The following is a 21,952-nucleotide window of genomic DNA, read 5'->3' as shown; positions in this document are numbered from 1 at the left end:
TTAGCGTTTCCGACATCTTAGGAGATAACCCATGACAACACCAACCACTTCGGCAGCCAGTTGCGACGAGCAGGCCACGCCGTTGCCACACTCGGCCGGTCGTTCGTTGGGGGCGATTGCACGGGCCAATCCCCTCAAGCTGGCGGGCACCTTCTCGCTGGTGGCCCTCGAAAACATCCTGCTGGTGGTTTATCCCCTGTTCGCCGGCTTTGCCATCGATGCCATCGTCAAGGGCCAGTGGTGGCAGGCTTCAAGCTACGCCCTGATCGTGCTGCTGTTCTGGCTCATCGGTGCCCTGCGCCGGGCGGTCGATACCCGCACCTTTACCCATATCTATGCGGCACTGGCGGTGCCGGTGATCCTGACCCAGCGCCAGCAGCAGGAGGGGCAATCCACCATAGTGGCGCGGGTCACCCTGGCGCGGGAGTTTGTCGACTTCTTCGAGAAACATATCCCGATCCTGGCCACCAGCCTGATCTCCATCATCGGGGCGGCCGTGATGCTGATGGTGATCGAGTTCTGGGTCGGCATCGCCTGCATGGGGGTATTGCTGCTATTCGGCCTGCTGCTGCCCGGCTTTTCGCGCAAGAACCAGCTGCTGCACGAGCGGCTCAACGATCGGCTGGAACACGAGGTCAAGCTGGTCACCCATGCCCAGTCAGCCAGCCTCGCCCGCCACTACCGCGCGCTGGCCTGGCTCCGTATCCGGATTTCGGATCGGGAGGCACTCGCCTTTCTGGCGGTCGGCATCAGCGCCTCCCTGCTGTTCCTGCTGGCCATCACCATGCTGATGGCCCAGCCCTAGGTCTCGGCAGGCCATGTCTATGCTGTGATGACCTACCTCTGGAACTTTGTCACCAGCCTGGATGAGGGGCCCGGTCTTGCCGATCAGCTGGCCCGGCTGCGAGACATAGGTCGCAGGGTCAACACCGCCCAACCCGATGAAATAATTTGATATTTTTTATCTGTAACCGGAGTAGAAGATGAATCCGACCACCCTTTGCCAACGAGCGTTGACCATGTGCATCAGCTGTTTTTTCCTCGCCGCCTGCGGCCCCAAGATGAGCGACTTTGAGCCCAACACCAGCTACTGGTTCAAGGAGAAACCGGCAGAGGAGAGTGCCCCGCTGGCGCAAGACATGAAGGTGGATATCGCCATCATAGGTGGCGGCTACAGCGGACTCTCCAGCGCCTGGCATCTGGCCAAGGCCAATCCGTCGCTCAAGATCGCCATCTTCGAAGCCAAGCAGGTGGGCAGTGGCGCCTCGGGCCGCAACGGCGGCATGGTGTTGCCGGGCTCCGAGGTGATGGATCTCTATGAAGAGGGGGAAGCGAGCAAGCGCCACTACGACCTCACCGTCGCCAGCATGCGCAAGCTGCAGGCGCTGGTCGCATCAACCGGCGTCGAGGCTGACCTCAAGCTCGATGGCTATGTGGAGGCGATCCTCGATGAGGAGGATATCGCCGAGTACCGCGACTATGTGAAAACCGCCAATCGCCTCGGCATCCCGCTCCAGTACTGGAACGCCGATACCACCGAAGAGAAACTGGGCACCGACCGCTACGTGGGGGTGGTCTACGACCCCAATGGCGGTCAGGTACACGCCATGAAACTGGTCAATGCCCTGCGCAAGGCGGTGGAGCAGGCGGGCGTCACCATCTACGAGCAGAGCCCGGTAATGGGGATCAAGGAGGGCAAGCAGATCGAGCTCAATGTGGCCGACAAGTACAAGGTGACCGCCGACAGCATAGTGCTGGCGACCAACGGCTATACTTCCAAGCTTGGCTACTTCAGCGGACGGGTCTTTCCGGTGCACGCCCAGAGCGCCGTCACCGAGCCGCTCACCAAAAAACAGCTATCCGCCATCCAATGGCAGAGCCGGGTACCCTACTACGACACCCGCAACATCCTGTTCCATCTGGTGTTAACCCCGGATAACCGCATCGTCATCGGTGGTGGCAATGCCGAGTACGTCTTCAACGATGGCCTCAACTACAAGGGCGATCTCAACCGGGTCAGCGAGATGATGATGACCGAGCTGGTGACCCTCTATCCGGCCCTCAAGGGGATCAAATTTGAGCAGGTATGGGACGGGGTACTCGGCATGACCGGCGACAACACCGAAGCGGTGGGGGTAATGGGGGAGCACAAGAACATCTACTACGCCCTCGGCTACAACGGCCACGGCATCAACCTCTCCTTCCTGTTTGGCGACATCGTGGCCAGCCTCTATCAGGGCAAGGAGCACCCCTGGTTCAACCACGCGGAGCAGAGTCTGCCGATGTGGCTACCGCCAGAGCCGTTCAAGTCAATCGGCGTCAAATCTGCCCTGATGTACTACCAGTGGCAGGACAAGGGCTACAAGGAGTAGCGCCGGGCGAACCCGACGAGTAACAGACGAAGGGACGCCTCAGGGCGTGCCTTTTTGCAATACCGCCACATCGGCGTGGGGGAAGCTGAGTTCGGCCTGCCAGCTGGCGGCCAGCACCTGAAACGATGCCTCGGCAAAGAAGACGATGTGGGTCGGGTCGTGGCGATAGCGCCAGTTTTTAAACCGCTCGTCACTGAGCACCCGCTGGGTCTGCAGCACCAGCAGGCCGCCGGGCTTGAGGCAATCCCACAACTGCGCCAGCACCGTGCGCGGCTCGGCAATATGCTCGATCACCTCGGTACTGGTGATGAAGTCATACTGACGCGTCAGCAACTCGGGAAAGTCGGCGTAGAACTTGTCATACCCCGCCATCTGGTAACCCGCCTCACGCCCCATCGCCACCAGCGCCGGGCCCGGGCCACAGCCAAAATCGAGGCCGCAGGCAGGAGTTGGCACCCGACTCAGTACCTCGCCAAATGCCCGCATCAGAAACGTGCGATAACGGGGATCATCAACCTGGTTGTCGTGACCGTCATAGACCGCCTTCTCCGCCGCCTCATCCAGATGATCCGCCTCATCCAGCCAGACCAGCTCGCACGCGAGGCAGCGATGATAGCGTTTGCCCGCCACCGGCAGGGGATAACTGCGATGGCTGGCACACAGGGGGCAGCTGACGGTGGATGACATGACGGTTCCTCTTGGGGGGCTTCCTGTTGGATAACAGCGGCGCAGATTGCCTGCCCGCAGGCTCGCTGACAACTTTTTTTGCTCCTTAAGGGTTTCTTAAGTTTGCCCTTTTACTCTCAAACCATCGCAAGAGAAGGAGTCACCCATGACCATCGAGATCCAGGCCCCCTACCGATTGTTGCTAGCCAAGTCCCCGCAGCAGGTCATGGCGCTGCAAACCTATATCCAGGCCGCCTACACCCTCGAGTTCAACGCCCGCATCCCCCATTTTCTCCCCTGTCTGCTGGGGCTCTATCGGGCGGACGGGACGCTGGTCGGTGCCTGTGGTCTCAATCATGCCAGTGAGGGGCCTCTCTATCTGGAACAGTATCTGGAGCAACCCATCGAGGCCGCCATCAATACCCGCCTCGGGGTCTATCCGGTACGCAACCGCATTATCGAAGTGGGCAATCTGGCCTGCAGCGAACCGGGCAATGCCCGCCTGATGTTCGCGGCACTGTGTCGCCTGCTGTGTGAAAACGCCCTCGACTACGTGGTCTTTACCGGCACGGCCAAGCTGCGCAACAGCTTTGCCCGCCTGCAACTCAACCCGGTGGAGCTGGCCCCCGCCCAGGCCCATCAGGTGGGGGCCGACGCCGATGCCTGGGGTGAGTACTACCGCTGCCAACCCAAGGTGATGGTGGGTGACATCAATCAGGGGCGCGAGGTGCTGGCCCAGCGCAGCCTGCTGCTCAATCTGCTGGCCCCCATGCCGACCCTGTTTGACGAGACCAGCAAGAGCAGTGATAACCAGACCCATCAAAAAAGGTGCGCCCAATGAGCCTGTTCGACGCCATCGCCAAACATGCCCACGAGGATCCGCAATCCCCAGCGCTGCTGAGCAGCCAGCAGCGGCTCGACTACCAGACCCTGTGGCAGCAGATCCAGCGTCTTACAAGCCAGCTGCAACAGCTCGACATCAGCCGTCTGGCGCTGCAACTGGACAACGGCCTGCCCTGGGCGCTGCTGGATCTCGCCTGCACCCGCGCTGGTATCGTGGTCATTCCGGTGCCCCACTTCTTCAGTCAGGCCCAGCAGGCCTGGTTGCTGGAGAGCAGCGGCGCCGATGCGCTGGTGGGCCCACATCATCAGGGGTGGCATGCCGCCGAGCCGATCTCGCTGATCACCGGCGAGCTGCCGCTCTGGCGCCATACCCCGACCAATCGACCGGCGCTGCCCAAGGGCACCGCCAAGATCACCTACACCTCCGGCACCACGGGCCAGCCCAAGGGTGTCTGCCTGTCACTGACCCAGATGATGGCGGTGAGCCATGCGCTGGCCGAGCGAGTCGCGTCAGCCAAGGTGGAAAAACACCTGACCCTGCTGCCGCTGGCGACCCTGCTTGAGAACATCACCGGCCTTTATGTGCCGCTGCTGACCGGCGCCTGCAGCCGCATACCGTCCCTCGGGGAGCTCGGTTTCACCGGCTCCAGTTCGCTCAATCCAGCCATGCTGGGGGAGGCGCTGCTGCGCTGGTCGACCCACAGTCTGGTGCTGGTGCCCGAACTGCTGCGCCTGCTGCTGGCGCTCTGCACCAGCACCCCGACGCTGGCCCAGCAGCTCAAGAGCCTGCGCTTTATTGCCGTCGGTGGCGGCAAGGTGGCTCCCGACCTGATCAAACATGCCCGCCAGCTCGGCCTGCCGGTGTATGAGGGATATGGCCTCTCGGAGTGCGGCTCCGTGGTGGCGCTCAACAGCCTGGATGCTGACAAGCCCGGCAGCGTCGGCTGCCCCCTGCCCCACTGTCAGGTCACTATCGCCAGCGACGGCGAAATTATGGTGAGCGGCAGCGCCATGCTGGGCTATCTCGGCAGCAACGAACCGACTCCCGAACAGATTGCCACCGGCGATCTGGGTCATCTGGATGATGAGGGCTACCTCCATATCACCGGGCGCAAGAAGAATGTCCAGATCACCGCCTTTGGCCGCAACTTCTCACCAGAGTGGGTGGAGGCCGAGGCCCAGCTCTGCCCCGCCATCGCCCGCATCGTGGTCTTTGGCGACGGTCAGCCTGCCAACGTGGCGCTGATCCAGCCCTTGCCGGGGAAAGAGGCGGATCTGCCCCGCCAGATCGCCGGTCTGAACCAGCGACTGCCCGATTATGCCCGGCTGCACCACTGGTTACCGGTGGCACTGGATCAACATCCCGGCCTGCTGACCGCCAACGGGCGCCCACGTCGCAACGAGATTTACCAACACTTTTTCCGGCAAATCAGCCAATGCCTTACAGGAGAATCGTCATGAGCTTCTATCAGACTCTGCAACAAGCCACTGCCAGTGAGCGTGAACATCTGTTCAACGCCCCCATCATCGAAGCCTGCCGCCGTGGCGATATCAGCCGTGACACCTATCTCGCCTTTCTGGCGCAGGCTTACTACCACGTGCGCCACACAGTTCCGCTGCTGATGGCAACCGGCGGCAAGCTGGGTCAGGAGTACGAGTGGGTGCGCGGGGCCATTGCCGAGTACATCGACGAGGAGTATGGCCATCAGGAGTGGATCCTCAACGATATCCGCGCCTGTGGCGGTGATGCCGAGGCGGTGCGCCACGGCCAGCCCGGGCTGCCCATCGAGCTGATGGTCGCCTTCCTCTACGACCAGATCCAGCGCGGCAACCCCATGGGCTTCTTCGGCATGGTGCAGGTACTGGAAGGCACCAGCGTCGCCATCGCCCTCACCGTCGCCGACCAGCTGAAAAAGGGCCTCGGCCTGCCACCCCAGGCGATGAGTTACCTGAGCTCCCACGGCGCCCTGGATCAGGAGCACCTCAAATTCTTTGAATCCTTGATGGATCGGGTCGAGAGTCCGGCGGATCAGGCCGCCATCATCCACGGGGCCAAGGTGGTCTACCGCCTCTATGGCGAGATGCTCTACAACCTCACCGCCACACCGTAAGTCGGCAGCAGACAGCAAAAAGGGAATCCATACCATGAACCTTGAAGGGAAACTCGTGCTGCTCACCGGCGCCAGCGGTGGCATAGGTGAAGAGCTGGCGCAGGAGCTGGCGGCCCAGGGGGCACACCTGCTGCTGCACGGTCGTCGCGGCCCGGCACTGGAGCGGCTGTGCAAGTCACTGCCCCATCCCGAGCGCCATCAGGTGGTGCTCGCCGACCTCGGCTCTGCGCAGGAGCGGGCCAAGCTGTTGCAACACCCGGCGCTGGAGGACGGGATCGACATCCTGATCAACAACGCTGGCTGCAACCAGTTTGCCTGGCTGGAAGATCAGAGCTTCGAGCAGGTGGAGCGCCAACTGCTGCTCAATATCGAGGCGCCCATCCAGCTCACCCGTGCCCTGCTGCCAACCATGCGCAAGCCGGGGATCATCATGAACATGGGCTCGAGCCTGGGCAGCATCGGCTACCCCGGTTACAGCGTCTACTGCGCCAGCAAATTTGCCCTGCGCGGCTTTAGCGAAGCGCTGGGACGAGAGCTGGAGGGGAGTGGCATCAAGGTGCTGCATTTTGCCCCCCGCGCCACCCGCACCAAACTCAATTCCGAAGCGGCTTACGAGATGAATGCAGCGCTCGGCACCCAGACCGACAGCCCGCAGGAGGTGGCCGAAGAGGCGGTCATCGCCCTGTGCAACGAAACCCGCCGCAGCTGGCTCGGCTGGCCGGAAAAACTGTTCGTGCGGCTCAATGCCCTGCTGCCCGGCATCGTCGACAAGGCGCTGGCCAGACAGCTACCGATCATCAAACGTTATGCCCGTCATCTTCAGCCAGGGACGACTGATGCCGGCGCCAACAGTGCGCCACAACCAGACTTGTCCCGCCCGATCCCGACCAAGAAGGAGCATTAATATGAACTTTTTCCGTCAATCAGTGACCTCTTGTGCCATCGCCATCCTGCTGGGGTCCTCCTCGGTCATGGCCGCGGGTGATGCCCTCGTCCCCATCCAGCAACAGTGGGCCGTCTGCCAGTATCAACAGACCGGCAAGGCGAAAGAGAGCTGCCTCGAAACCCTGAGCACCCAGGCCGAAGCGGCCAGCGCCAAGGAGCCTTTTCGCGCCGATCTGCTGATCTGGTCGGCCATCGTCAAGAGCACCTGGGCGGGGGCCAAAGGGGGGCTGGGGGCACTGGGTCTGGTGAAAGAGGCCAAAGCCAAGCTGGAGCTGGCACTCAAACAGGATCCCAAGGCGCTGGACGGCTCCGCCTATACCAGCCTGGGCTCCCTCTACTATCAGGTGCCCGGCTGGCCGGTCGGTTTTGGCGATGACGAAAAGGCAGAGCAGCTGCTCAAGCAGGCGCTGGCCATCAATCCGGATGGCATCGACCCCAACTTCTTCTATGGCGACTTCCTGCTGGATCAGGGTCGCAAAGCCGAGGCCAAAACCTATCTCGACAAGGCGCTGGTCGCCCCAGCCCGCCCGGGTCGCGAAGTGGCCGACGAAGGGCGCAGAATGGAGATCCGCGATCGGCTGGCCAAGCTATAAAACCCTGATGGATCAAAGAACTATTTAAACTCTGCCCACCAGCTTGCATACTGGTGGGCAGGGTTGTTTATGCCACGGCACGCCCTGGCGCTGAGCCAGATCGCCACACCCAACAAACAGGGAGAAAAGAATGCGGATCCTGCTGGTGGAAGATGATGTGATGCTGGGGGATGGTATGCAGGATGCACTGCGCCATAGCGGCTACACGGTGGACTGGCTGCAACAGGGGTTGCCCGCTCTGGCAGCCCTCAAGAGCGACGAGTTCGCCGCCCTGATCCTCGATCTCAATCTGCCCGACATCGATGGCCTCAGCCTGCTGCGCAAGTTGCGACGTGAAGGACACCAGCTGCCTGTGCTGATCCTCACCGCCCGCGATGCGCTGGACGATCGGGTGGTCGGCCTCGATGCCGGCTCCGACGACTACATGGTCAAGCCCTTCGCCCTGCAGGAGCTCAACGCCCGCCTGCGCGCCCTGGTTCGCCGCAGCAAGGGGCAGGCTCAAGCAGTGCTGGAGTATGGCGATATCCTTATCTATCCCGAATCCCAGCAGGTCACCTATCAGGGGGAGGTGGTCAAACTCACCCCCCACGAATACAAGTTGCTGCAGGAGCTGATCAGCCAGAGCGGCCGGGTGCTGAGCAAGGATCAGCTGCAACAGAGCCTATACGGCTGGGATGAAGGCGCCGAGAGCAACGCGGTAGAGGTGCATATCCACCATCTGCGCAAGAAGTTCTACAGCGACCTCATCCGCAATATTCGCGGGGTCGGCTACATCATTCCCCAGCTTGAACAGCCAAGCCGGACACCCGCACGATGAAACGCCCCCGCTCCATTCGCCGCTTTCTACTCACCGGTATCCTGACGCTGGTGAGCCTGAGTCTCACCATCAGTGCCTTTATCGGTTACATGGAGGCGAGCCACGAGATGGAGGAGCTGTTTGATGCCCGCCTCGCCCAGTCGGCCCGCATCACCAATCAGCTGCTGGCCCGCTATATGGCCCAGCAGGGGCAGTTGCCCGCCAACGGCACCGTCTATCAGGAGTGGGAGGCACAGAACCCCGATGAGTGGCAAAAAGACCCCAGCCTCAACCTGACCGGCGAGGATCGGGAGATCACCCCCTACGGCCACGAGTTCGAACGCAATCTCTACTTCCAGCTGCTCGATGAAAAAGGCGGCCTGCTACTGCGCGCCCCCAGCGCCCCGGAGCAGCCGCTGGTCACCCTGGCCATCGGCTTCGACACGGTCGAAAAAGATAATCACCAGTGGCGCACCTTCACTCTCTACAACCAGCAGGAGCAGACCTGGCTGGTGGTGGCCGAGCGGGACGACGAGCGCAGCGAACTGGCCAGCAAGATGGCCACCCTCACCATGCTGCCGCTGCTGCTGACCCTGCCCTTCCTGCTGGCCCTGCTCTGGTGGCTCATCACCCGCGGGCTAGCCCCCCTTCGTCAGCTGGCCCAGGCCATCAGCGAACGTCACCCCGCCAACCTGAGCCCCCTCAGCCTCAAGATAAGCGCGCAGGAGCTGACCCCCCTCACCAACGAGATCAACCGGCTGATGCAGGCGCTGGCTGAGACCATAGAGCGGGAGAAGCAGTTCACCAACGAGGCGGCCCACGAGCTGCGCACCCCGCTGGCGGTGCTGCGGATCCACAGTGAAAATGCCCTGGCTGCCGAAGATGAAGTGGGCCGCCAGCAATCCCTGCACAAGATGCTGCAGGCCCTCGACCGCAGCGATCGGCTGATCCGCCAACTGCTGACCCAGGCCCGTATCGACAACCAGCAGGGGCTGATATTAACCGAACTGGAGGTGGGCCACCTGCTGCAAGGCACCCTGGCGACGCTGGCTCCCATCGCCCTCAAAAAAGATCAGCAGCTGTCGCTGGAGTGTGAATTGCCACTGCTGGTGATGGGGCAGGCCACCCTGCTTGAACTGCTGTTCAGCAACCTGATCGACAATGCGCTGCGCTACACCCAGCCGGAGGGCGAGATCAGGGTGCGGGTTCAGCGAGAGGGCAACCGGGTGAGGGTGGATGTAAGTGACAACGGCCCCGGCATTCCCGCCAGCGCCTTGCCCCGGCTGTATGAACGCTTCTTTCGGGTCAATCCCCAGCAGGGGGATGGCGTGGGTCTCGGCATGGCCATCGTTTCGCGCATCGCCCAGCTGCACGGCGCCGACCTCGATGTCCACAACCGACCGGAAGGGGGACTGGAGGTGAGCGTGTTACTCCCGCTCCCGCCGGCAAGATAAGCGATAAGTAAAGAGCCCGCGATGCGGGCTCTTTACTTTCAATGACAATCTGGCTGCACGGTAAAGGTTCGACTGGCATCCACCGGGCCCAGCTCGGCCAGCAGGCGGCGGCCCAGCAGCACCGGATAGATCATCTTGCTGCGATCCCGCAGGGTAAACCACTCCTCATACACCTTGTCCCCCAGACAGATGGACATGGTCACCGTTGGCCGCTGCTCCATACCGCCCGCCCCGCGCACCGTCACGCTGCGCTCGACCCTCCGTTCGAACTGTTGTTTGACCAGTTTGCCGCTGTCGGCATCGGTCACCACCAGCATAAAGCGCACCCAGGGCTTGCCATCCCGTTTGAATCTGGTGATGGAGCGTGCATCGAGGGAAGAGGTGAGCGCCCCGGTGTCGAGTTTCATCTTTACCGCCACGCCGGTGGGCAAAATAAGTCCCTTCTCGATCCAGCCATAGCTGGTCGGGGTCTCTGCCAGCGCACTGCCACACATTGCCAGCATCAGGGTGATCCCCACCATCATCTTGCCCATTTTACTGCCCTGCCTTGTCAACCCTGCGCCCAGATCTACCACAGTCCCATTGTGGGTCAATCCGATTTATTTCAGCTACTTGGATAATATCTGGCGGGTCAGGAGAGAGACGACAAAGAGTGGCCGAACGGCGGCCCAAGCGGGCGGGAATATCGAAGGAGAGCAAGGCACCGAACGGTGCTGGATGAAACTGGTGGTTAACCTCAGGTTGTGACGCCAAAGGCTACCACAAGGATTTACAAATTATCAGTCTTGTTCTGAAGGGATTTTTGCCTACACTGTTGTAAACCGGAGGGCCTGAAAACCACCGGTTTTTTTGCGCCTGCCGAAAATTTGCCACTGCAAAAGTGACTTTCAACAAGGCTCAATAAGGAATTTGTAATGCGTATCGAAGAAGACTTGAAGCTCGGTTTCAAGGATGTCCTGTTCCGCCCCAAGCGCTCTACTCTCAAGAGCCGTTCCCAAGTAAGCCTGACCCGTCAGTTCACCTTCAAACACACTCAGACCCAATGGCAAGGCGTACCCGTTATCGCCGCCAACATGGATACCGTTGGCAGCTTCGCCATGGCGCGCACGCTGGCCGGTTTCGAGATGATGACAGCGGTACACAAGCACTACAGCCTTGAGCAGTGGCAAGCTTTCGTCAACGAGACCGACCCGGCGCTGCTGGGCCATGTGATGGTCTCCACCGGCACCTCGGCTGAAGATTTCGCCAAGACCCGCCAAATCCTCGCCATGTCCGAAGCGCTGCGCTTCATCTGTGTCGACGTGGCCAACGGCTACTCCGAACACTTCGTTGAGTTCGTACGCAAAATTCGTGAAGCCTGCCCCAACCACGTCATTCTGGCGGGCAACGTGGTGACCGGCGAGATGGTCGAAGAGCTGATCCTCTCCGGCGCCGACATCGTCAAGGTTGGCATCGGCCCGGGCTCTGTCTGCACCACTCGCGTCAAGACCGGTGTCGGTTATCCGCAGCTCTCCGCCATCATCGAGTGTGCAGATGCGGCCCACGGCCTCGGCGGCCAGATCGTCGGTGACGGCGGCTGTACCTGCCCGGGCGACGTAGCCAAAGCCTTCGGCGGCGGCGCCGACTTCGTCATGCTGGGCGGCATGCTGGCAGCCCACGAGGAGTGCGGTGGCGAGATCGTCGATGTAGACGGCGAACCCTTCATGAAGTTCTACGGCATGAGCTCCTCCAGCGCCATGGACAAGCACGCCGGCGGCGTCGCCGAGTACCGCGCCTCCGAGGGTAAAACCGTGCTGCTGCCCTACCGCGGCCCGGTCGAGAACGCCGTGCGCGACATTCTGGGCGGCGTGCGCTCCACCTGTACCTACGTGGGCGCCAGCCAGCTGAAAGAGCTGACAAAACGGACTACCTTTATCCGGGTGCGTGAGCAAGAGAACAACGTCTACGGCAAAGAGTAACCAGCCACAGACCGCCGTCACGCGCTGACGGTTAGAAGCCAGTCAACCGGTGTGCTATCCTGCGCACCGGTTTTTTTGCATCCGGGATCCCGAGCCATGACAACTCCCCTGCCCCCGTTTGACTGGGACATCTTCTGCTGCGTCGTCGACAACTTCGGCGACATCGGCGTCACCTGGCGACTAGCCCGCCAGCTAAAACGGGAGGGGAATATTGCGGCACATGGCAATGAGGTTCAGGTGCGGCTCTGGGTGGATGACCTGGCAAGTTTCGCCCGCATCTGTCCAGGTCTCGACCCGGCGCAGGATGGCCAGTGGGTCGATGGCATCTATATCCAGCACTGGCATGAGACCCTGCCGAGCGACATGACCCCGGCCAAGGTGGTGATCGAGGCCTTTGCCTGCGAGCTGCCCGCCCCCTTCATTGAACGAATGGCCGAACTGATGGCGAGCCAACCCAAGCCCCCCTGCTGGATTAATCTGGAGTACCTCTCGGCGGAGAGCTGGGTCGAGGATTGCCACGGTCTCGCCTCGCCCCAGCGGGTTGGCAATCAAAGCCTCAATAAATACTTCTTCTTCCCGGGCTTTACCGCTAAAACCGGCGGCCTTTTGTGCGAACGCGACCTCATCACCGAACGGGAACAGTGGCAGCAAGATGAGGCGGGACTTACCGCCTACTGGGCCAGCCTCGGTTTGCCGCCAAAACAAGAGCACGAGCTGCGGGTCAGCCTCTTTACCTACGAGAGCGATGCGCTGAAGAGTCTGGTCGAGAGCTGGTGCCAGAACGCCACGCCCGTCACCCTGCTGCTGCCGCTGGGGCGCTCTCTCAACGATGTGCTCACCGGTGCCGGTCTGACTGATGCCATCCCTGCAGCCAACGCGGGGGACCTACTCCACTCGGGCAACCTCACCATCAAGCTGCTGCCGATGACCGATCAGGCTGGCTACGATCGACTGCTGTGGAGCTGCGATCTCAATCTGGTACGCGGGGAGGACTCCTTCGTGCGGGCCCAGTGGGCGGCTCGTCCTTTCCTCTGGCACATCTACCAACAGGAGGAGGAGGCCCATCTGGTCAAGCTGGAGCAGTTCCTTGACCACTACTTATCCGATCTACCCGCCGAGTGCGGCCAATGGCTGCGCCGCTTTAATCTGGCTCTCAACCGTGGTGAAGATTGCCGCGAACTTTGGACCCAATGGCCACGATATAGCGCCATTTGGCAGCAACATGGGCGAAGCTGGTCACAGAAGTTGCTCCGGGATGGGGATCTCGTCACACGGTTGGTGAAATTTTTAGAAAGCCGTATATAATCTGGCAGTTTTTATCCGTCCGTTTCACGAACAGGAATTTTTTACATGAAAACCGCACAGGAAATCCGCGCTGGTAACGTAGTCATGATCGGCACCGAGCCGATGGTGGTTCAGAAGGCTGAATTCAACAAATCCGGCCGTAACTCCGCCGTGGTCAAAATGAAGCTGAAGGGCCTGCTGAACGGCAGCGCTACCGAGACCGTCTTCAAGGCCGACGACAAGCTGGACGTTGTTCAGCTGGAACGTAAAGAGTGCACCTACTCCTACTTCTCCGACCCCCTGTATGTCTTTATGGACACCGAGTACAACCAGTACGACGTAGAGAAAGACAACCTGGGTGACGTGCTGAACTACCTGGTAGACGGCATGGAAGACATCTGCGAAGTGACTTTCTACAACGAGAAAGCCATCTCCGTAGAACTGCCGACCACCATCGTGCGTGAAGTTGAGTACACCGAGCCGGCTGCCCGTGGCGACACCTCCGGTAAAGTGACCAAGCCTGCCCGTCTGAAAGGCACTACCTACGAGCTGGCTGTTGCCGCTTTCGTAGAGATCGGTGACAAGATCGAAATCGATACCCGCACCGGCGAATTCAAGCGTCGCGTCAACTAATTGACCGCTTTGAATTGATTACAAAAAAGCGAGCCACCGGCTCGCTTTTTTATTGCCTCCGAGTTGCCATCACACCGCCCGCCTTCAGAAAATCCCGCCGCCGCCGCTAACCCAGATAACCGGGGGAGCACACTATGGCCAGATTATCCTTATCACTGCTGTTATTGACCTTGCTGGCTGGCCATGGGGCAGAGGCGAGCGAGGTCGCCCCCCCCGTTGCCGAACCTATGCCCCTCGACCACTGGCAAGCCAGCGACTGGAAAGGGTTGCCCGATGCTACCCAGATCGACAAGCAGACGGTGCTGTTCGCCAAACACGACAGTGAAAACTATCTGGGGCTCGCCATTTTACTGCCCGACTGGCAGCGCAGCGGCCAACTCTGGCAACTGACTCGCGCTCTCAGCCGGCTGGGCTTTGATACCCTGCTGCTGCTGCCCTCCCCCCAGCAGACCGAACTGGACCCAGCCGCCGAGAAAAAAGCGAAAAACAGCGATGAGTTTCGCAAGCAGTTTGCCGAGCGGATCAGCAAGCTGGCCGATGCCAAGCTGCAGGAGGGGGGCTTCAAGCTGATCCTGGCGCAAGGTACCGGCGCCGCCTGGACTGCCAATCTCATCGCCAGCGAACAGTTGCCCGCCCCCGACGCGCTGGTGCTGCTCGATGGCTTCTTCCCCAATCAGCAGAGCAACCAGACCCTGGCCAAACAGGTGGCTCAGGCGGCCATCCCCACCCTGGACCTCTATCAGGAGGATGGCGGTCGCTGGCCACTGCTGGCCGCCGAGGCCCGCAAAAGCGAGAGCCGGCGCAGCAACAAGCTCAACTATCGCCCCTACGCCCTGATGGAGCTGGAGGAGACCCCCACCCGCATTCAGGGCTGGCTCAACCATCTGGGCTGGCTCTAAACCGGCCGCTAGCGTGGCGCAATAAAGCGCGCAAGCTCACATCTGCCGGATAAAGCCCAGCCATGACACAGCGGCGAGCTGGCAATGACTGTATCCTGTTTGGCATCATGATCCCTCGACACCGGAAAAATGGCAGGAAGGACCATGCAGCAAATCGTATTTCTCGACAGCGATACCCTGGATGCGGGCATCACCCTGCGTCATCCCGACTTCCCCCACCACTGGCAGAGTTATCCCAGCACGGCCCCGGAACAGGTAGTCGAGCGGCTGAAAGATGCCAGTATTGCCATCATCAACAAAGTACGGATCGGCGCCGCCGAGCTGGCCCAGCTACCGGAGCTCAAACTCATCGCGCTCGCCGCCACCGGCAGCGACAACGTGGATCTGGAGGCGTGCCACGCCGCCAACGTCGGGGTGTGCAATATCCGCAACTATTCGGGCCCCTCGGTGCCGGAGCACGCCATGGCGCTGATGCTGGCACTGTCGCGCAACCTCTTCTGCTGGCGCCAGTCGCTGCTGGAGGGGCGCTGGCAACAGAGCGGCCAGTTCTGCTTTTTCGACCACAACATCATGGATCTGCACGGCAAGCAGCTTGGCATCATCGGCAAAGGAACGCTCGGTCAGGCGCTCGGCGAGCGGGCCAAGGGGATGGGGATGACAGTGCGTTACGCCCAGAGCCAGGTCGGCACCAGCCACGACGAGGATCGCCTCCCCCTCGACGAGTTGCTGCAAAGCTCGGACGTCATCAGCCTGCACTGCCCGCTCACCCCCTACACCCGCAACCTCATTGGCGAGCGGGAGCTGGATCTGATGAAACCGGGAGCCCTGCTGATCAACGTCGGCCGTGGCGGACTGGTGGATGAGGAGGCGCTGCTGCAAGCGCTGGCCAATGGCCGCCTCGGCGGTGCCGGTTTCGATGTAGCGAGCGTCGAACCTCCGCCTCCCGACCATCCCCTGATGAAGGCGCTGCAATACCCTCACTTCATTCTGACCCCCCATGTGGCCTGGGCCAGCGAGGAGTCTATGCAGCGTCTCGCCGATCAGCTGATCGACAACATCAACGCCTTTGCCGCCGGTCGCCGTCAGCACCGGCTGGTGTAACCGCACAAGCGAGTAACCGCAAAATCGAGTGACCACACCATGCAAAACGGGACCAACAGGCCCCGTTTTGCATCTTCCGCACTCACTGCACACGCATCAATTGTCGTCGTGCCATCTGTGCTTCTTATGCTTTTTGTACTTCTTGTGGTGCTTGTGATGGTGATGATCATCGTCATCATCGTAATAGCGCTCCTGACTCTGGTGGCCATCGCCAGTCTTGGCACCGATGGCCGAGCCACTCGCCCCACCAACCCCGGCGCCGATCAGCTGGCCGGTATCACCACCGACACTCTTTCCGATGGCGGCACCGCCCAGCGCCCCCACCGCGCCGCCAAGGGCCGCTTCATTCTTGTTGCCCTTGTTGGCCGTCGCCGCACCACCGGCTGCGCCGCCAATGGCCGCACCTACCAGCGCACCGGTATCTCCCCCCAACTCCTTGCCGATCATGGTGCCCGCCACCCCGCCTGCGCCACCACCGAGAATGGTGTTGAGAGTTTCCGAACCGTGGGCCGCAGTGCTGCCCAGCAATGACGCCCCCAACAGAGCCAGAGCACCGATGCCACGCGTACTCATATCCATGGATACTCCTGTCAAACCTGATTAATAATCAGCAGCACTATACAAAGAGCTATCAGGTTCGCCAGCCAGCAGAAAACAGGGATGCGACAGTCAATGGCAGTACAGTCACAGCCAACACAGGAAGAGTAGAATCAACCTATTGAATTAAAACGTGAAAATTAACATTGAACCAGACAGTCACGACAAAGTGACCGATAACCTGGCAGCCGCGTCCTGTCGAATAGTCAGCGCGCTGGGACAAAAGCTGTCAGTCAAGGGCCCCTGCCACCCCTTCAGCCAGATGCCAGCAGTTCCGGCCAGCCTCCTTGCTGCGGTAGAGGGCAGCATCAGCCCGCTCGAAGATAGGGCCGGCGGCAGGAGAATGGCAGGCGCCGCCGGCACTCAGGGTGATCGGCCCATGGTGTTCACGCCACTGTTGCTGACGCACCAGTTCAAGCAGACAACCGAGTTTCTCCGCCAACTCATCCTGTGGCTGTTGCAGCAGAGCGGCAAATTCATCCCCACCTATCCGGTAAACCGTACTCACCCCCAGCACATCAGCAAGACAGTTGGCCACCCGACACAGCACCTGATCGCCGAAGGCATGGCCCTGGCTGTCGTTGATCCCCTTGAAGTGATCGACATCAAACAGCAGCAGCCAGAAGCACGCCCCCCTCTGCTCCAGTGCCGCCTTGTGCTGCTCGAAGGCTCGTCGGTTCATGATACCGGTCAGGGGATCCCGCAACAGCGCATCCTGCCCCTTGAGAAAACTGGCCCTGACCTGATCGATCTCGTTCAGGCTACGCCGCACGAACCAGGTCTTGGGCTCACTGACAGGCGCTGAACGCTCCAGATCGCGCACGATGCCGGTCAATGAGCCCGACACCAGCTCCTGCTCCTGGCGGAAGATCCGCACCAGCAGACTCAGGCTGCAACACCAGATGGCAAACAGAGAGAGCAGTGGAAAAACCACCATCTGCAACGCATCGTAGAGGCTGTCACGAAACAGTACTGGCGGCAGATAGATGTTGAGATCCCAACCAATATCCGCCAGCTCACGCTTGATATAAGTCCCATGCCACAGCACATCCAGGCCGAGCCACTGCTGACTCTGATGCTGCTTGATGGTGTTGGTCGCCAGCAGATCCATATTGCTGCCCACTACCAGCTGATCAGTGTCACGCAAGGTCAGATAGAGTGCCGCCTGATTACTACCGACCGTGCGCTGCAGCGCCTGCTGCAGCGAGTCGAATGACATGTCAACCATCAGCAGACCCAGCAACTGCCCCTGCTCGTCCCTCACCCGTTTGATCAGGCTGAGAATCAGCTCCTGAGTATTGTATTCAGGGTAGGGGCCAAACCAGACGGGCTCGTCGCCCGGCATGGCGGTCACCTGATACCAGGGGCGCAGCGCTGCCTTATAACCTGGGGGCGCGAGCCACTCCGGGTAACTGTCGATGCGATCCGTTTTCAGGTTGTAAAAGTAGATATAGTGGTTGCCGGGCTTGATCTGATGGGCAATAGCCCAGATGGGAGAGTCGGCCGGCTCGCCGCGGGCTATCTTCTCCTTGTCTAGGGAGCCCTCCAGCACTGCCAGTTGCCGCTCATTGACCTTCACCATCTCGTGGATCAAGGACGCCTCAACGGAGGAAGCCATGTGACCGAAGCCGGATACCGTCATGTCGATATCCCGCAGATAGCTGGCAATGGCCATGATGATAGTCACGATCAGGATCAACAAGCCAAGCAGTGCGGAGAGGGGGGCCAGCACATAGTAACGCTTGTTGAGATACGAGCGGCTCACATGACATCCGAACAGGGGAAAACATAGCGGGATTGTGCGAGAGAAAGGAGAGTGAATCATTGATTAATATCACTTCAACGCCCCTTTAATGACATTTCCAATACTAACAAAACATCAAGGTTCGCAAACGAATATCAACTGACAGGAAAAACGCTAGTTACCCCGGGTTAACCCCGCTCTGCATTGCGGGTGTTATAGTCTATACCTGACGCGGCCGGCGCTGGACACACCGTCCATCACCGGCTGCAACGCCAAGCAGAACAAGGAGATGTTATGAGCAGTCCGTTTATCGAACAGATCAAAGCACGTCGTACCATCTATGCCCTGGGCAGCCAGGTGTCCCATACACCGGAACAACTGACGGCCCTGATCCAGGATGCCATCAGGCACAGCCCCTCCTCCTTCAATTCCCAGAGCTCCCGCGCCGTCATCCTGTTTGGCGCCCAGCACCATAAGCTGTGGGATATCGTCAAAGCCGAGCTGAAAAAGATCGTGCCGCCGGAGGCCTACGCCCAGAGTGAGGCCAAGGTGGATGGCAGCTTCCGCGCAGGTTTCGGCACTGTGCTGTTCTTCGAAGACACCGAGGTCATCAAGGATCTGCAGCAAAAGTTTGCCCTCTATGCAGACAACTTCCCCATCTGGTCGGAACATGCCACCGGCATCGCCCAGTTTGCGGTCTGGACCACCCTGGCCCAGGAGAAGATCGGCGCCTCCCTGCAACACTACAACCCCCTCATCGACGAGGCGGTACGCAAGGAGTGGAACCTGCCAGCCAGCTGGCTGCTGCGTGCCCAGATGCCCTTTGGCAGCATCCAGCAACCGGCCGGCGACAAGACCTTCATCGACGATGCCACCCGTTTCCGCGTTTTCAAATAACGGCCAGATAGCAAAACGCCCCCGCATCTCGGGGGCGTTTTTATTGCGACATCAAGAGTTCGGATAGCGATGGTTCATACCGCAATCTGCGGTCGTCACGCACTCGCACCACAGCTCAGGCGGGCAGCGTCACCAGCAGGGATGTCTCTCCAGGTTCCACCTTCACCTCGTGCCAGCCTCAGCCGTGCTGACTACTTAGCTGTTCGATAATGGTGGCGCGCAGCAGGGCTCGCCCTTCGTCGATGCGAGTTGATCGGGAGAGTCCTTTCGCCCACATCAGCGCCAGGGTTCGACTCAGCACTGGCTCGTGCAGCGCCACGACTTTCAGCTGGGGATCGCGCAGGTTCGCGGCATAGAGTCCGGGCAGGATAGCAACTGCCAACCCTGAGCGCACCAAGCCGTAAAGCGTCTCGACATAATCTGTGGTGTATCTGGGCTTGAGCCCGGGCAACTGGCTCTGGGCCAGTCCGTTGACCTGCCGGCTGACGTTGCCTCTGGCAAAAAGGGCGATGTCGCGGCGGGTCAGCTCATGCCAGCTGATGGCCTCTTCCCCTGCCAGCGGATCCTGCTGGTTGATCACCGCCACCAGCGCATCGTCCAGCAGCGGCGTCACCTCCAGCGAGTCGGGCAACTCGCCATCCAGCACGCCAATTCCCGCATCCAGAGCCCCCTCGGCCAGCGCCTGCAACAGACCGTCGTTGGTGTGATCCTGAAACTCGACCCGCAAGCCCGGAAATTGCTGCTGCAGACGGGCGGCCGCCAGCGGAAACATCAGGGTGCAGGCCGACGGGATCAGACCGATGCGCAGGGTGCCATCGCCCCCTTCGACCATCACCTGCTGCATATCGGAAAAAGCGGCGTGGGCTACATTGAGCAGCCCTTTGGCGTGGGGCAGGATCGCCTCCCCCTGTTCGGTCAGGGTAACCGCCTGCGCGGTACGGTGAAACAGTTTACCGCCAAGCACAGATTCAATCTGGCGCAGGGCACTGCTCAGGGCGGGCTGGCTGATGGCCATCTGATTGGCCGTTTCGGTGAAGTGGCGCAGCTGGGCCAGCGTGACAAAATACTGGATCTGCTTGAGAGAGAGCGCAGGCAGACGGCGCCAGGGTTCGGACATGAAATCGACAACCGGAGAAAAACGTTTGCAGCAGCATAACCCTTTCTTATCCAGTTATAAATTCTTTGCGCTATGCACGGGCCAATCCCCTCCTTAAAGTGGGCCCATTATTCCCCTTGTCAGGCCATCTCCTTCATGTGTGAACAAGATGCATCCCTCAACTTGCGCCGCCGCGCCGTGCAGGCAGCCCTCGGCGAAGCCCCCTTCGATCTGCTGCTGACCAACGCCAACCTGATCGACATGGTGACCGGCGAGATCCGCCCCGTCGACGTGGGGTTGGTCGGCCCGCTGATCGCCAGCGTCCATCCGGTCGGCACCTTCCAGCAGGCACGCGAGACCCACGATCTGGCCGGCGCCTATCTCTCGCCCGGTCTTATCGACAGCCATGTCCATGTGGAGAGCTCCCACCTGACGCCGGAGCGCTACGCCGATGTGGTGGTCGCGCAGGGCACCACCACCATCTTCTGGGATCCCCACGAGCTGGCCAATGTGCTCGGGCTGGCGGGGGTACGCTATGCCATCGACGCCAGCCGCAATCTGCCGCTGCGGGTCATCTGCGCCGCCCCCTCCAGCGTTCCCTCGACGCCGGGTCTCGAGATGTCGGGCGCCGACTTCCACGGCCCTGAGATGGCCACCATGCTGGAGTGGCCAGAGGTGGCGGGGATCGCCGAGGTGATGGACATGCAGGGGGTGCTGGGCGGCAGCGAGCGGATGACCGGCATCCTGCACGCCGGTTTGCAGCGCAATGCCCTGATTGAGGGACATGCCCGGGGCCTCACTGGTCACCGGCTGCAAGCCTATCTGGCCGCCGGGGTCAGCTCGGATCACGAACTCACCTCGGCTGCCGATGCGCTGGAGAAGCTGCGGGCCGGGCTCACCCTCCAGCTGCGCGGCTCCCACCCCTACCTGCTGCCGGAGATCGTCGCTGCGCTGAAACAGCTGCCCCACCTCTCCTCCCAAATCACCCTCTGTACCGACGATGTGCCGCCCGACATGCTGCTGGAGAAAGGGGGCATGATTGCGCTGGTCAAGCTGCTGGCAGAGCTGGGGCTGGCGGTGCCCGACGTGCTGCGGATGGCCACCCTCAATGCCGCCATCCGGCTGCAGCGCAACGATCTGGGGCTGGTTGCTGCCGGCCGCTGCGCCGACCTGGTGGTGTTCGACAACCTCACCGATCTCAACCCGCTCTGGGTCTACAGCGGTGGTCAGCGGGTCGCCCGCCATGGCGCCATTCTCAAACCCTCCGAGCATGTCGCCGGTTGTCAGGCGCCGCGCGATACCATGCAGATCCCCCTGCGCACGCAGGAGGAGTTCATCATCCGGGTACCCGGGCTGACTGCGGGTCGGGCCCGCTTCAAGACCATCAAGGGGGCTCGCTTCACCCAGTGGAGTGAAACCGAGGTTGAGGTTCGGGATGGTCGGGTCATCGTGCCTGCGGGATTTAGCCTCATCTCGGTGCAACACCGCCATGGCCGCCATCAGGCGGGCACCCGGCTGGCGCTGCTGGAGGGGTGGGGCGAGCTGCAAGGGGCCATCGCCACCAGCTACTCCCACGACTCCCACAATCTGGTGGTGCTGGGGCGCGACCCGCAAGAGATGATGCTGGCCGCCAACACTCTGATCACCAGCGGGGGCGGCATGGCGGTCGTCCAGCAGGGTGAGGTGCTGGCCCACGTTGCCATGCCCATCGCCGGCATGCTCTCCGACCTGCCGGCCAGCGAGCTGGCCGCCAGCTTCCACGCTCTGCGCGAAGTGAGCGGCAAGGTGGTGGAGTGGGAGCCCCCCTACCGTGTCTTCAAGGCCATCGAGGGAACCTGCCTTGCCTGCAATGCGGGGCCCCATCTGACCGATCTCGGCCTCACCGATGGCCTGACCCGCGAGATTGTCGACCCCTTTATCTGCTGCTGGCCCCACGATGCCAGCCAAGCCGATTAACCTCGAG

General features: G+C 61.2%; 21 protein-coding genes. 16 read left to right on the top strand and 5 right to left on the bottom strand.

From position 1 onward, the window contains the following. Window positions 1-31 precede the first annotated feature (31 nt). Entirely contained in the window at window positions 32-805 is a 774-nt protein-coding gene (locus G5193_RS04770) for an ABC transporter six-transmembrane domain-containing protein (RefSeq protein ID WP_421205163.1), read from the top strand. Window positions 806-983: 178 nt separating this feature from the next. Beyond that, window positions 984-2,372, top strand: a complete 1,389-nt coding sequence (locus tag G5193_RS04765; RefSeq protein ID WP_421205161.1) for an NAD(P)/FAD-dependent oxidoreductase — start codon at window positions 984-986, stop codon at window positions 2,370-2,372. 39 nt (window positions 2,373-2,411) lie between these two features. Here G5193_RS04765 and G5193_RS04760 read toward each other — a convergent pair whose 3' ends face one another. Next, window positions 2,412-3,059: a class I SAM-dependent methyltransferase gene (locus G5193_RS04760; RefSeq protein WP_421205160.1), complete on the bottom strand. Its 648-nt coding sequence runs from the start codon at window positions 3,057-3,059 to the stop codon at window positions 2,412-2,414. A gap of 145 nt (window positions 3,060-3,204) precedes the next feature. On the opposite strand from G5193_RS04760, the gene G5193_RS04755 reads away from it, so the two are divergent. From G5193_RS04755 to G5193_RS04725, 7 genes are all read left to right on the top strand, one after another. Beyond that, complete coding sequence (locus tag G5193_RS04755) at window positions 3,205-3,879, top strand: thermostable hemolysin (protein WP_421205158.1); 675 nt, start codon at window positions 3,205-3,207, stop codon at window positions 3,877-3,879. Further along, complete coding sequence (locus G5193_RS04750) at window positions 3,876-5,342, top strand: AMP-dependent synthetase/ligase (RefSeq protein ID WP_421205157.1); 1,467 nt, start codon at window positions 3,876-3,878, stop codon at window positions 5,340-5,342. The genes G5193_RS04755 and G5193_RS04750 overlap by 4 nt, the downstream gene beginning before the upstream one ends. Next, the gene (locus G5193_RS04745; RefSeq protein ID WP_005362310.1) at window positions 5,339-5,992 is read left to right on the top strand and encodes a TenA family transcriptional regulator; all 654 of its coding nucleotides are present in this window, start codon (window positions 5,339-5,341) and stop codon (window positions 5,990-5,992) included. The genes G5193_RS04750 and G5193_RS04745 overlap by 4 nt, the downstream gene beginning before the upstream one ends. A gap of 34 nt (window positions 5,993-6,026) precedes the next feature. Beyond that, a complete protein-coding gene (locus G5193_RS04740) occupies window positions 6,027-6,896 on the top strand; it encodes an SDR family oxidoreductase (RefSeq protein ID WP_270817691.1) in 870 nt (289 codons plus the stop codon). 1 nt (window position 6,897) lies between these two features. Beyond that, window positions 6,898-7,530 (top strand): tetratricopeptide repeat protein, encoded by a 633-nt coding sequence (locus G5193_RS04735; protein ID WP_421202795.1) that lies wholly within the window; start codon window positions 6,898-6,900, stop codon window positions 7,528-7,530. A gap of 130 nt (window positions 7,531-7,660) precedes the next feature. Next, window positions 7,661-8,347: a response regulator gene (locus G5193_RS04730; RefSeq protein ID WP_236325156.1), complete on the top strand. Its 687-nt coding sequence runs from the start codon at window positions 7,661-7,663 to the stop codon at window positions 8,345-8,347. Continuing rightward, window positions 8,344-9,780 (top strand): ATP-binding protein, encoded by a 1,437-nt coding sequence (locus G5193_RS04725; protein ID WP_421205154.1) that lies wholly within the window; start codon window positions 8,344-8,346, stop codon window positions 9,778-9,780. Before G5193_RS04730 ends, G5193_RS04725 begins: the two co-directional genes overlap by 4 nt. Before the next feature lie 38 nt (window positions 9,781-9,818). Here G5193_RS04725 and G5193_RS04720 read toward each other — a convergent pair whose 3' ends face one another. Next, entirely contained in the window at window positions 9,819-10,313 is a 495-nt protein-coding gene (locus tag G5193_RS04720) for an ATP-dependent zinc protease (RefSeq protein ID WP_421205153.1), read from the bottom strand. Between the two features lie 381 nt (window positions 10,314-10,694). On the opposite strand from G5193_RS04720, the gene G5193_RS04715 reads away from it, so the two are divergent. The 5 genes from G5193_RS04715 (at window position 10,695) to G5193_RS04695 (ending at window position 15,655) form a co-directional block, all read left to right on the top strand. After that, a complete protein-coding gene (locus tag G5193_RS04715; protein ID WP_005348017.1) occupies window positions 10,695-11,738 on the top strand; it encodes a GMP reductase in 1,044 nt (347 codons plus the stop codon). Window positions 11,739-11,834: 96 nt separating this feature from the next. Next, a complete protein-coding gene (earP, locus tag G5193_RS04710; protein ID WP_421205151.1) occupies window positions 11,835-13,043 on the top strand; it encodes an elongation factor P maturation arginine rhamnosyltransferase EarP in 1,209 nt (402 codons plus the stop codon). A 45-nt stretch (window positions 13,044-13,088) separates the two neighbouring features. Further along, the gene (efp, locus tag G5193_RS04705; protein ID WP_005362323.1) at window positions 13,089-13,655 is read left to right on the top strand and encodes an elongation factor P; all 567 of its coding nucleotides are present in this window, start codon (window positions 13,089-13,091) and stop codon (window positions 13,653-13,655) included. A gap of 134 nt (window positions 13,656-13,789) precedes the next feature. Then, window positions 13,790-14,554, top strand: a complete 765-nt coding sequence (locus G5193_RS04700) for a DUF3530 family protein (RefSeq protein WP_164536241.1) — start codon at window positions 13,790-13,792, stop codon at window positions 14,552-14,554. Between the two features lie 144 nt (window positions 14,555-14,698). Beyond that, window positions 14,699-15,655, top strand: a complete 957-nt coding sequence (locus G5193_RS04695; RefSeq protein WP_164536240.1) for a D-2-hydroxyacid dehydrogenase — start codon at window positions 14,699-14,701, stop codon at window positions 15,653-15,655. A 96-nt stretch (window positions 15,656-15,751) separates the two neighbouring features. Here the strand turns inward: G5193_RS04695 and G5193_RS04690 are convergent, their stop codons facing one another. Together G5193_RS04690 and G5193_RS04685 are read right to left on the bottom strand one after the other, a co-directional pair. After that, entirely contained in the window at window positions 15,752-16,234 is a 483-nt protein-coding gene (locus tag G5193_RS04690; protein WP_164536239.1) for a YMGG-like glycine zipper-containing protein, read from the bottom strand. A gap of 247 nt (window positions 16,235-16,481) precedes the next feature. Then, window positions 16,482-18,017, bottom strand: coding sequence for a diguanylate cyclase domain-containing protein (locus G5193_RS04685; protein ID WP_421205149.1), 1,536 nt, complete (start codon window positions 18,015-18,017; stop codon window positions 16,482-16,484). 273 nt (window positions 18,018-18,290) lie between these two features. Here G5193_RS04685 and G5193_RS04680 point away from each other — a divergent pair, with 273 nt between their 5' ends. Further along, window positions 18,291-18,893 carry a nitroreductase family protein gene (locus tag G5193_RS04680; protein WP_421205147.1) on the top strand — a complete coding sequence of 201 codons (603 nt, stop codon included), beginning with the start codon at window positions 18,291-18,293 and terminating at the stop codon, window positions 18,891-18,893. Window positions 18,894-19,071: 178 nt separating this feature from the next. Here the strand turns inward: G5193_RS04680 and G5193_RS04675 are convergent, their stop codons facing one another. Beyond that, a complete protein-coding gene (locus G5193_RS04675) occupies window positions 19,072-20,010 on the bottom strand; it encodes a LysR family transcriptional regulator (protein WP_216953035.1) in 939 nt (312 codons plus the stop codon). A gap of 135 nt (window positions 20,011-20,145) precedes the next feature. Here G5193_RS04675 and G5193_RS04670 point away from each other — a divergent pair, with 135 nt between their 5' ends. Further along, window positions 20,146-21,945 carry an adenine deaminase gene (locus G5193_RS04670; protein ID WP_421205145.1) on the top strand — a complete coding sequence of 600 codons (1,800 nt, stop codon included), beginning with the start codon at window positions 20,146-20,148 and terminating at the stop codon, window positions 21,943-21,945. Window positions 21,946-21,952: the final 7 nt, after the last annotated feature.

Origin of the sequence: Aeromonas sp. 601027, from assembly GCF_049174455.1 — a bacterium.
In the GTDB taxonomy this organism is placed as follows: Bacteria; Pseudomonadota; Gammaproteobacteria; order Enterobacterales; family Aeromonadaceae; genus Aeromonas; species Aeromonas veronii_A.
Note: the sequence above shows the minus strand (reverse complement) of the source record. Positions and strands in the feature narration are given on the sequence as shown.

What these genes read in the sequence shown, in the direction of transcription:
- G5193_RS04770 (WP_421205163.1), top strand. Translation starts at nt 32, where the DNA reads ATGACAACACCAACCACTTCGGCAGCCAGTTGCGACGAGCAGGCCACG.
- G5193_RS04765 (WP_421205161.1), top strand. Translation starts at nt 984, where the DNA reads ATGAATCCGACCACCCTTTGCCAACGAGCGTTGACCATGTGCATCAGC.
- G5193_RS04760 (WP_421205160.1), bottom strand. Translation starts at nt 3,059, where the DNA reads ATGTCATCCACCGTCAGCTGCCCCCTGTGTGCCAGCCATCGCAGTTAT.
- G5193_RS04755 (WP_421205158.1), top strand. Translation starts at nt 3,205, where the DNA reads ATGACCATCGAGATCCAGGCCCCCTACCGATTGTTGCTAGCCAAGTCC.
- G5193_RS04750 (WP_421205157.1), top strand. Translation starts at nt 3,876, where the DNA reads ATGAGCCTGTTCGACGCCATCGCCAAACATGCCCACGAGGATCCGCAA.
- G5193_RS04745 (WP_005362310.1), top strand. Translation starts at nt 5,339, where the DNA reads ATGAGCTTCTATCAGACTCTGCAACAAGCCACTGCCAGTGAGCGTGAA.
- G5193_RS04740 (WP_270817691.1), top strand. Translation starts at nt 6,027, where the DNA reads ATGAACCTTGAAGGGAAACTCGTGCTGCTCACCGGCGCCAGCGGTGGC.
- G5193_RS04735 (WP_421202795.1), top strand. Translation starts at nt 6,898, where the DNA reads ATGAACTTTTTCCGTCAATCAGTGACCTCTTGTGCCATCGCCATCCTG.
- G5193_RS04730 (WP_236325156.1), top strand. Translation starts at nt 7,661, where the DNA reads ATGCGGATCCTGCTGGTGGAAGATGATGTGATGCTGGGGGATGGTATG.
- G5193_RS04725 (WP_421205154.1), top strand. Translation starts at nt 8,344, where the DNA reads ATGAAACGCCCCCGCTCCATTCGCCGCTTTCTACTCACCGGTATCCTG.
- G5193_RS04720 (WP_421205153.1), bottom strand. Translation starts at nt 10,313, where the DNA reads ATGGGCAAGATGATGGTGGGGATCACCCTGATGCTGGCAATGTGTGGC.
- G5193_RS04715 (WP_005348017.1), top strand. Translation starts at nt 10,695, where the DNA reads ATGCGTATCGAAGAAGACTTGAAGCTCGGTTTCAAGGATGTCCTGTTC.
- earP (WP_421205151.1), top strand. Translation starts at nt 11,835, where the DNA reads ATGACAACTCCCCTGCCCCCGTTTGACTGGGACATCTTCTGCTGCGTC.
- efp (WP_005362323.1), top strand. Translation starts at nt 13,089, where the DNA reads ATGAAAACCGCACAGGAAATCCGCGCTGGTAACGTAGTCATGATCGGC.
- G5193_RS04700 (WP_164536241.1), top strand. Translation starts at nt 13,790, where the DNA reads ATGGCCAGATTATCCTTATCACTGCTGTTATTGACCTTGCTGGCTGGC.
- G5193_RS04695 (WP_164536240.1), top strand. Translation starts at nt 14,699, where the DNA reads ATGCAGCAAATCGTATTTCTCGACAGCGATACCCTGGATGCGGGCATC.
- G5193_RS04690 (WP_164536239.1), bottom strand. Translation starts at nt 16,234, where the DNA reads ATGGATATGAGTACGCGTGGCATCGGTGCTCTGGCTCTGTTGGGGGCG.
- G5193_RS04680 (WP_421205147.1), top strand. Translation starts at nt 18,291, where the DNA reads ATGAGCAGTCCGTTTATCGAACAGATCAAAGCACGTCGTACCATCTAT.
- G5193_RS04675 (WP_216953035.1), bottom strand. Translation starts at nt 20,010, where the DNA reads ATGTCCGAACCCTGGCGCCGTCTGCCTGCGCTCTCTCTCAAGCAGATC.
- G5193_RS04670 (WP_421205145.1), top strand. Translation starts at nt 20,146, where the DNA reads ATGTGTGAACAAGATGCATCCCTCAACTTGCGCCGCCGCGCCGTGCAG.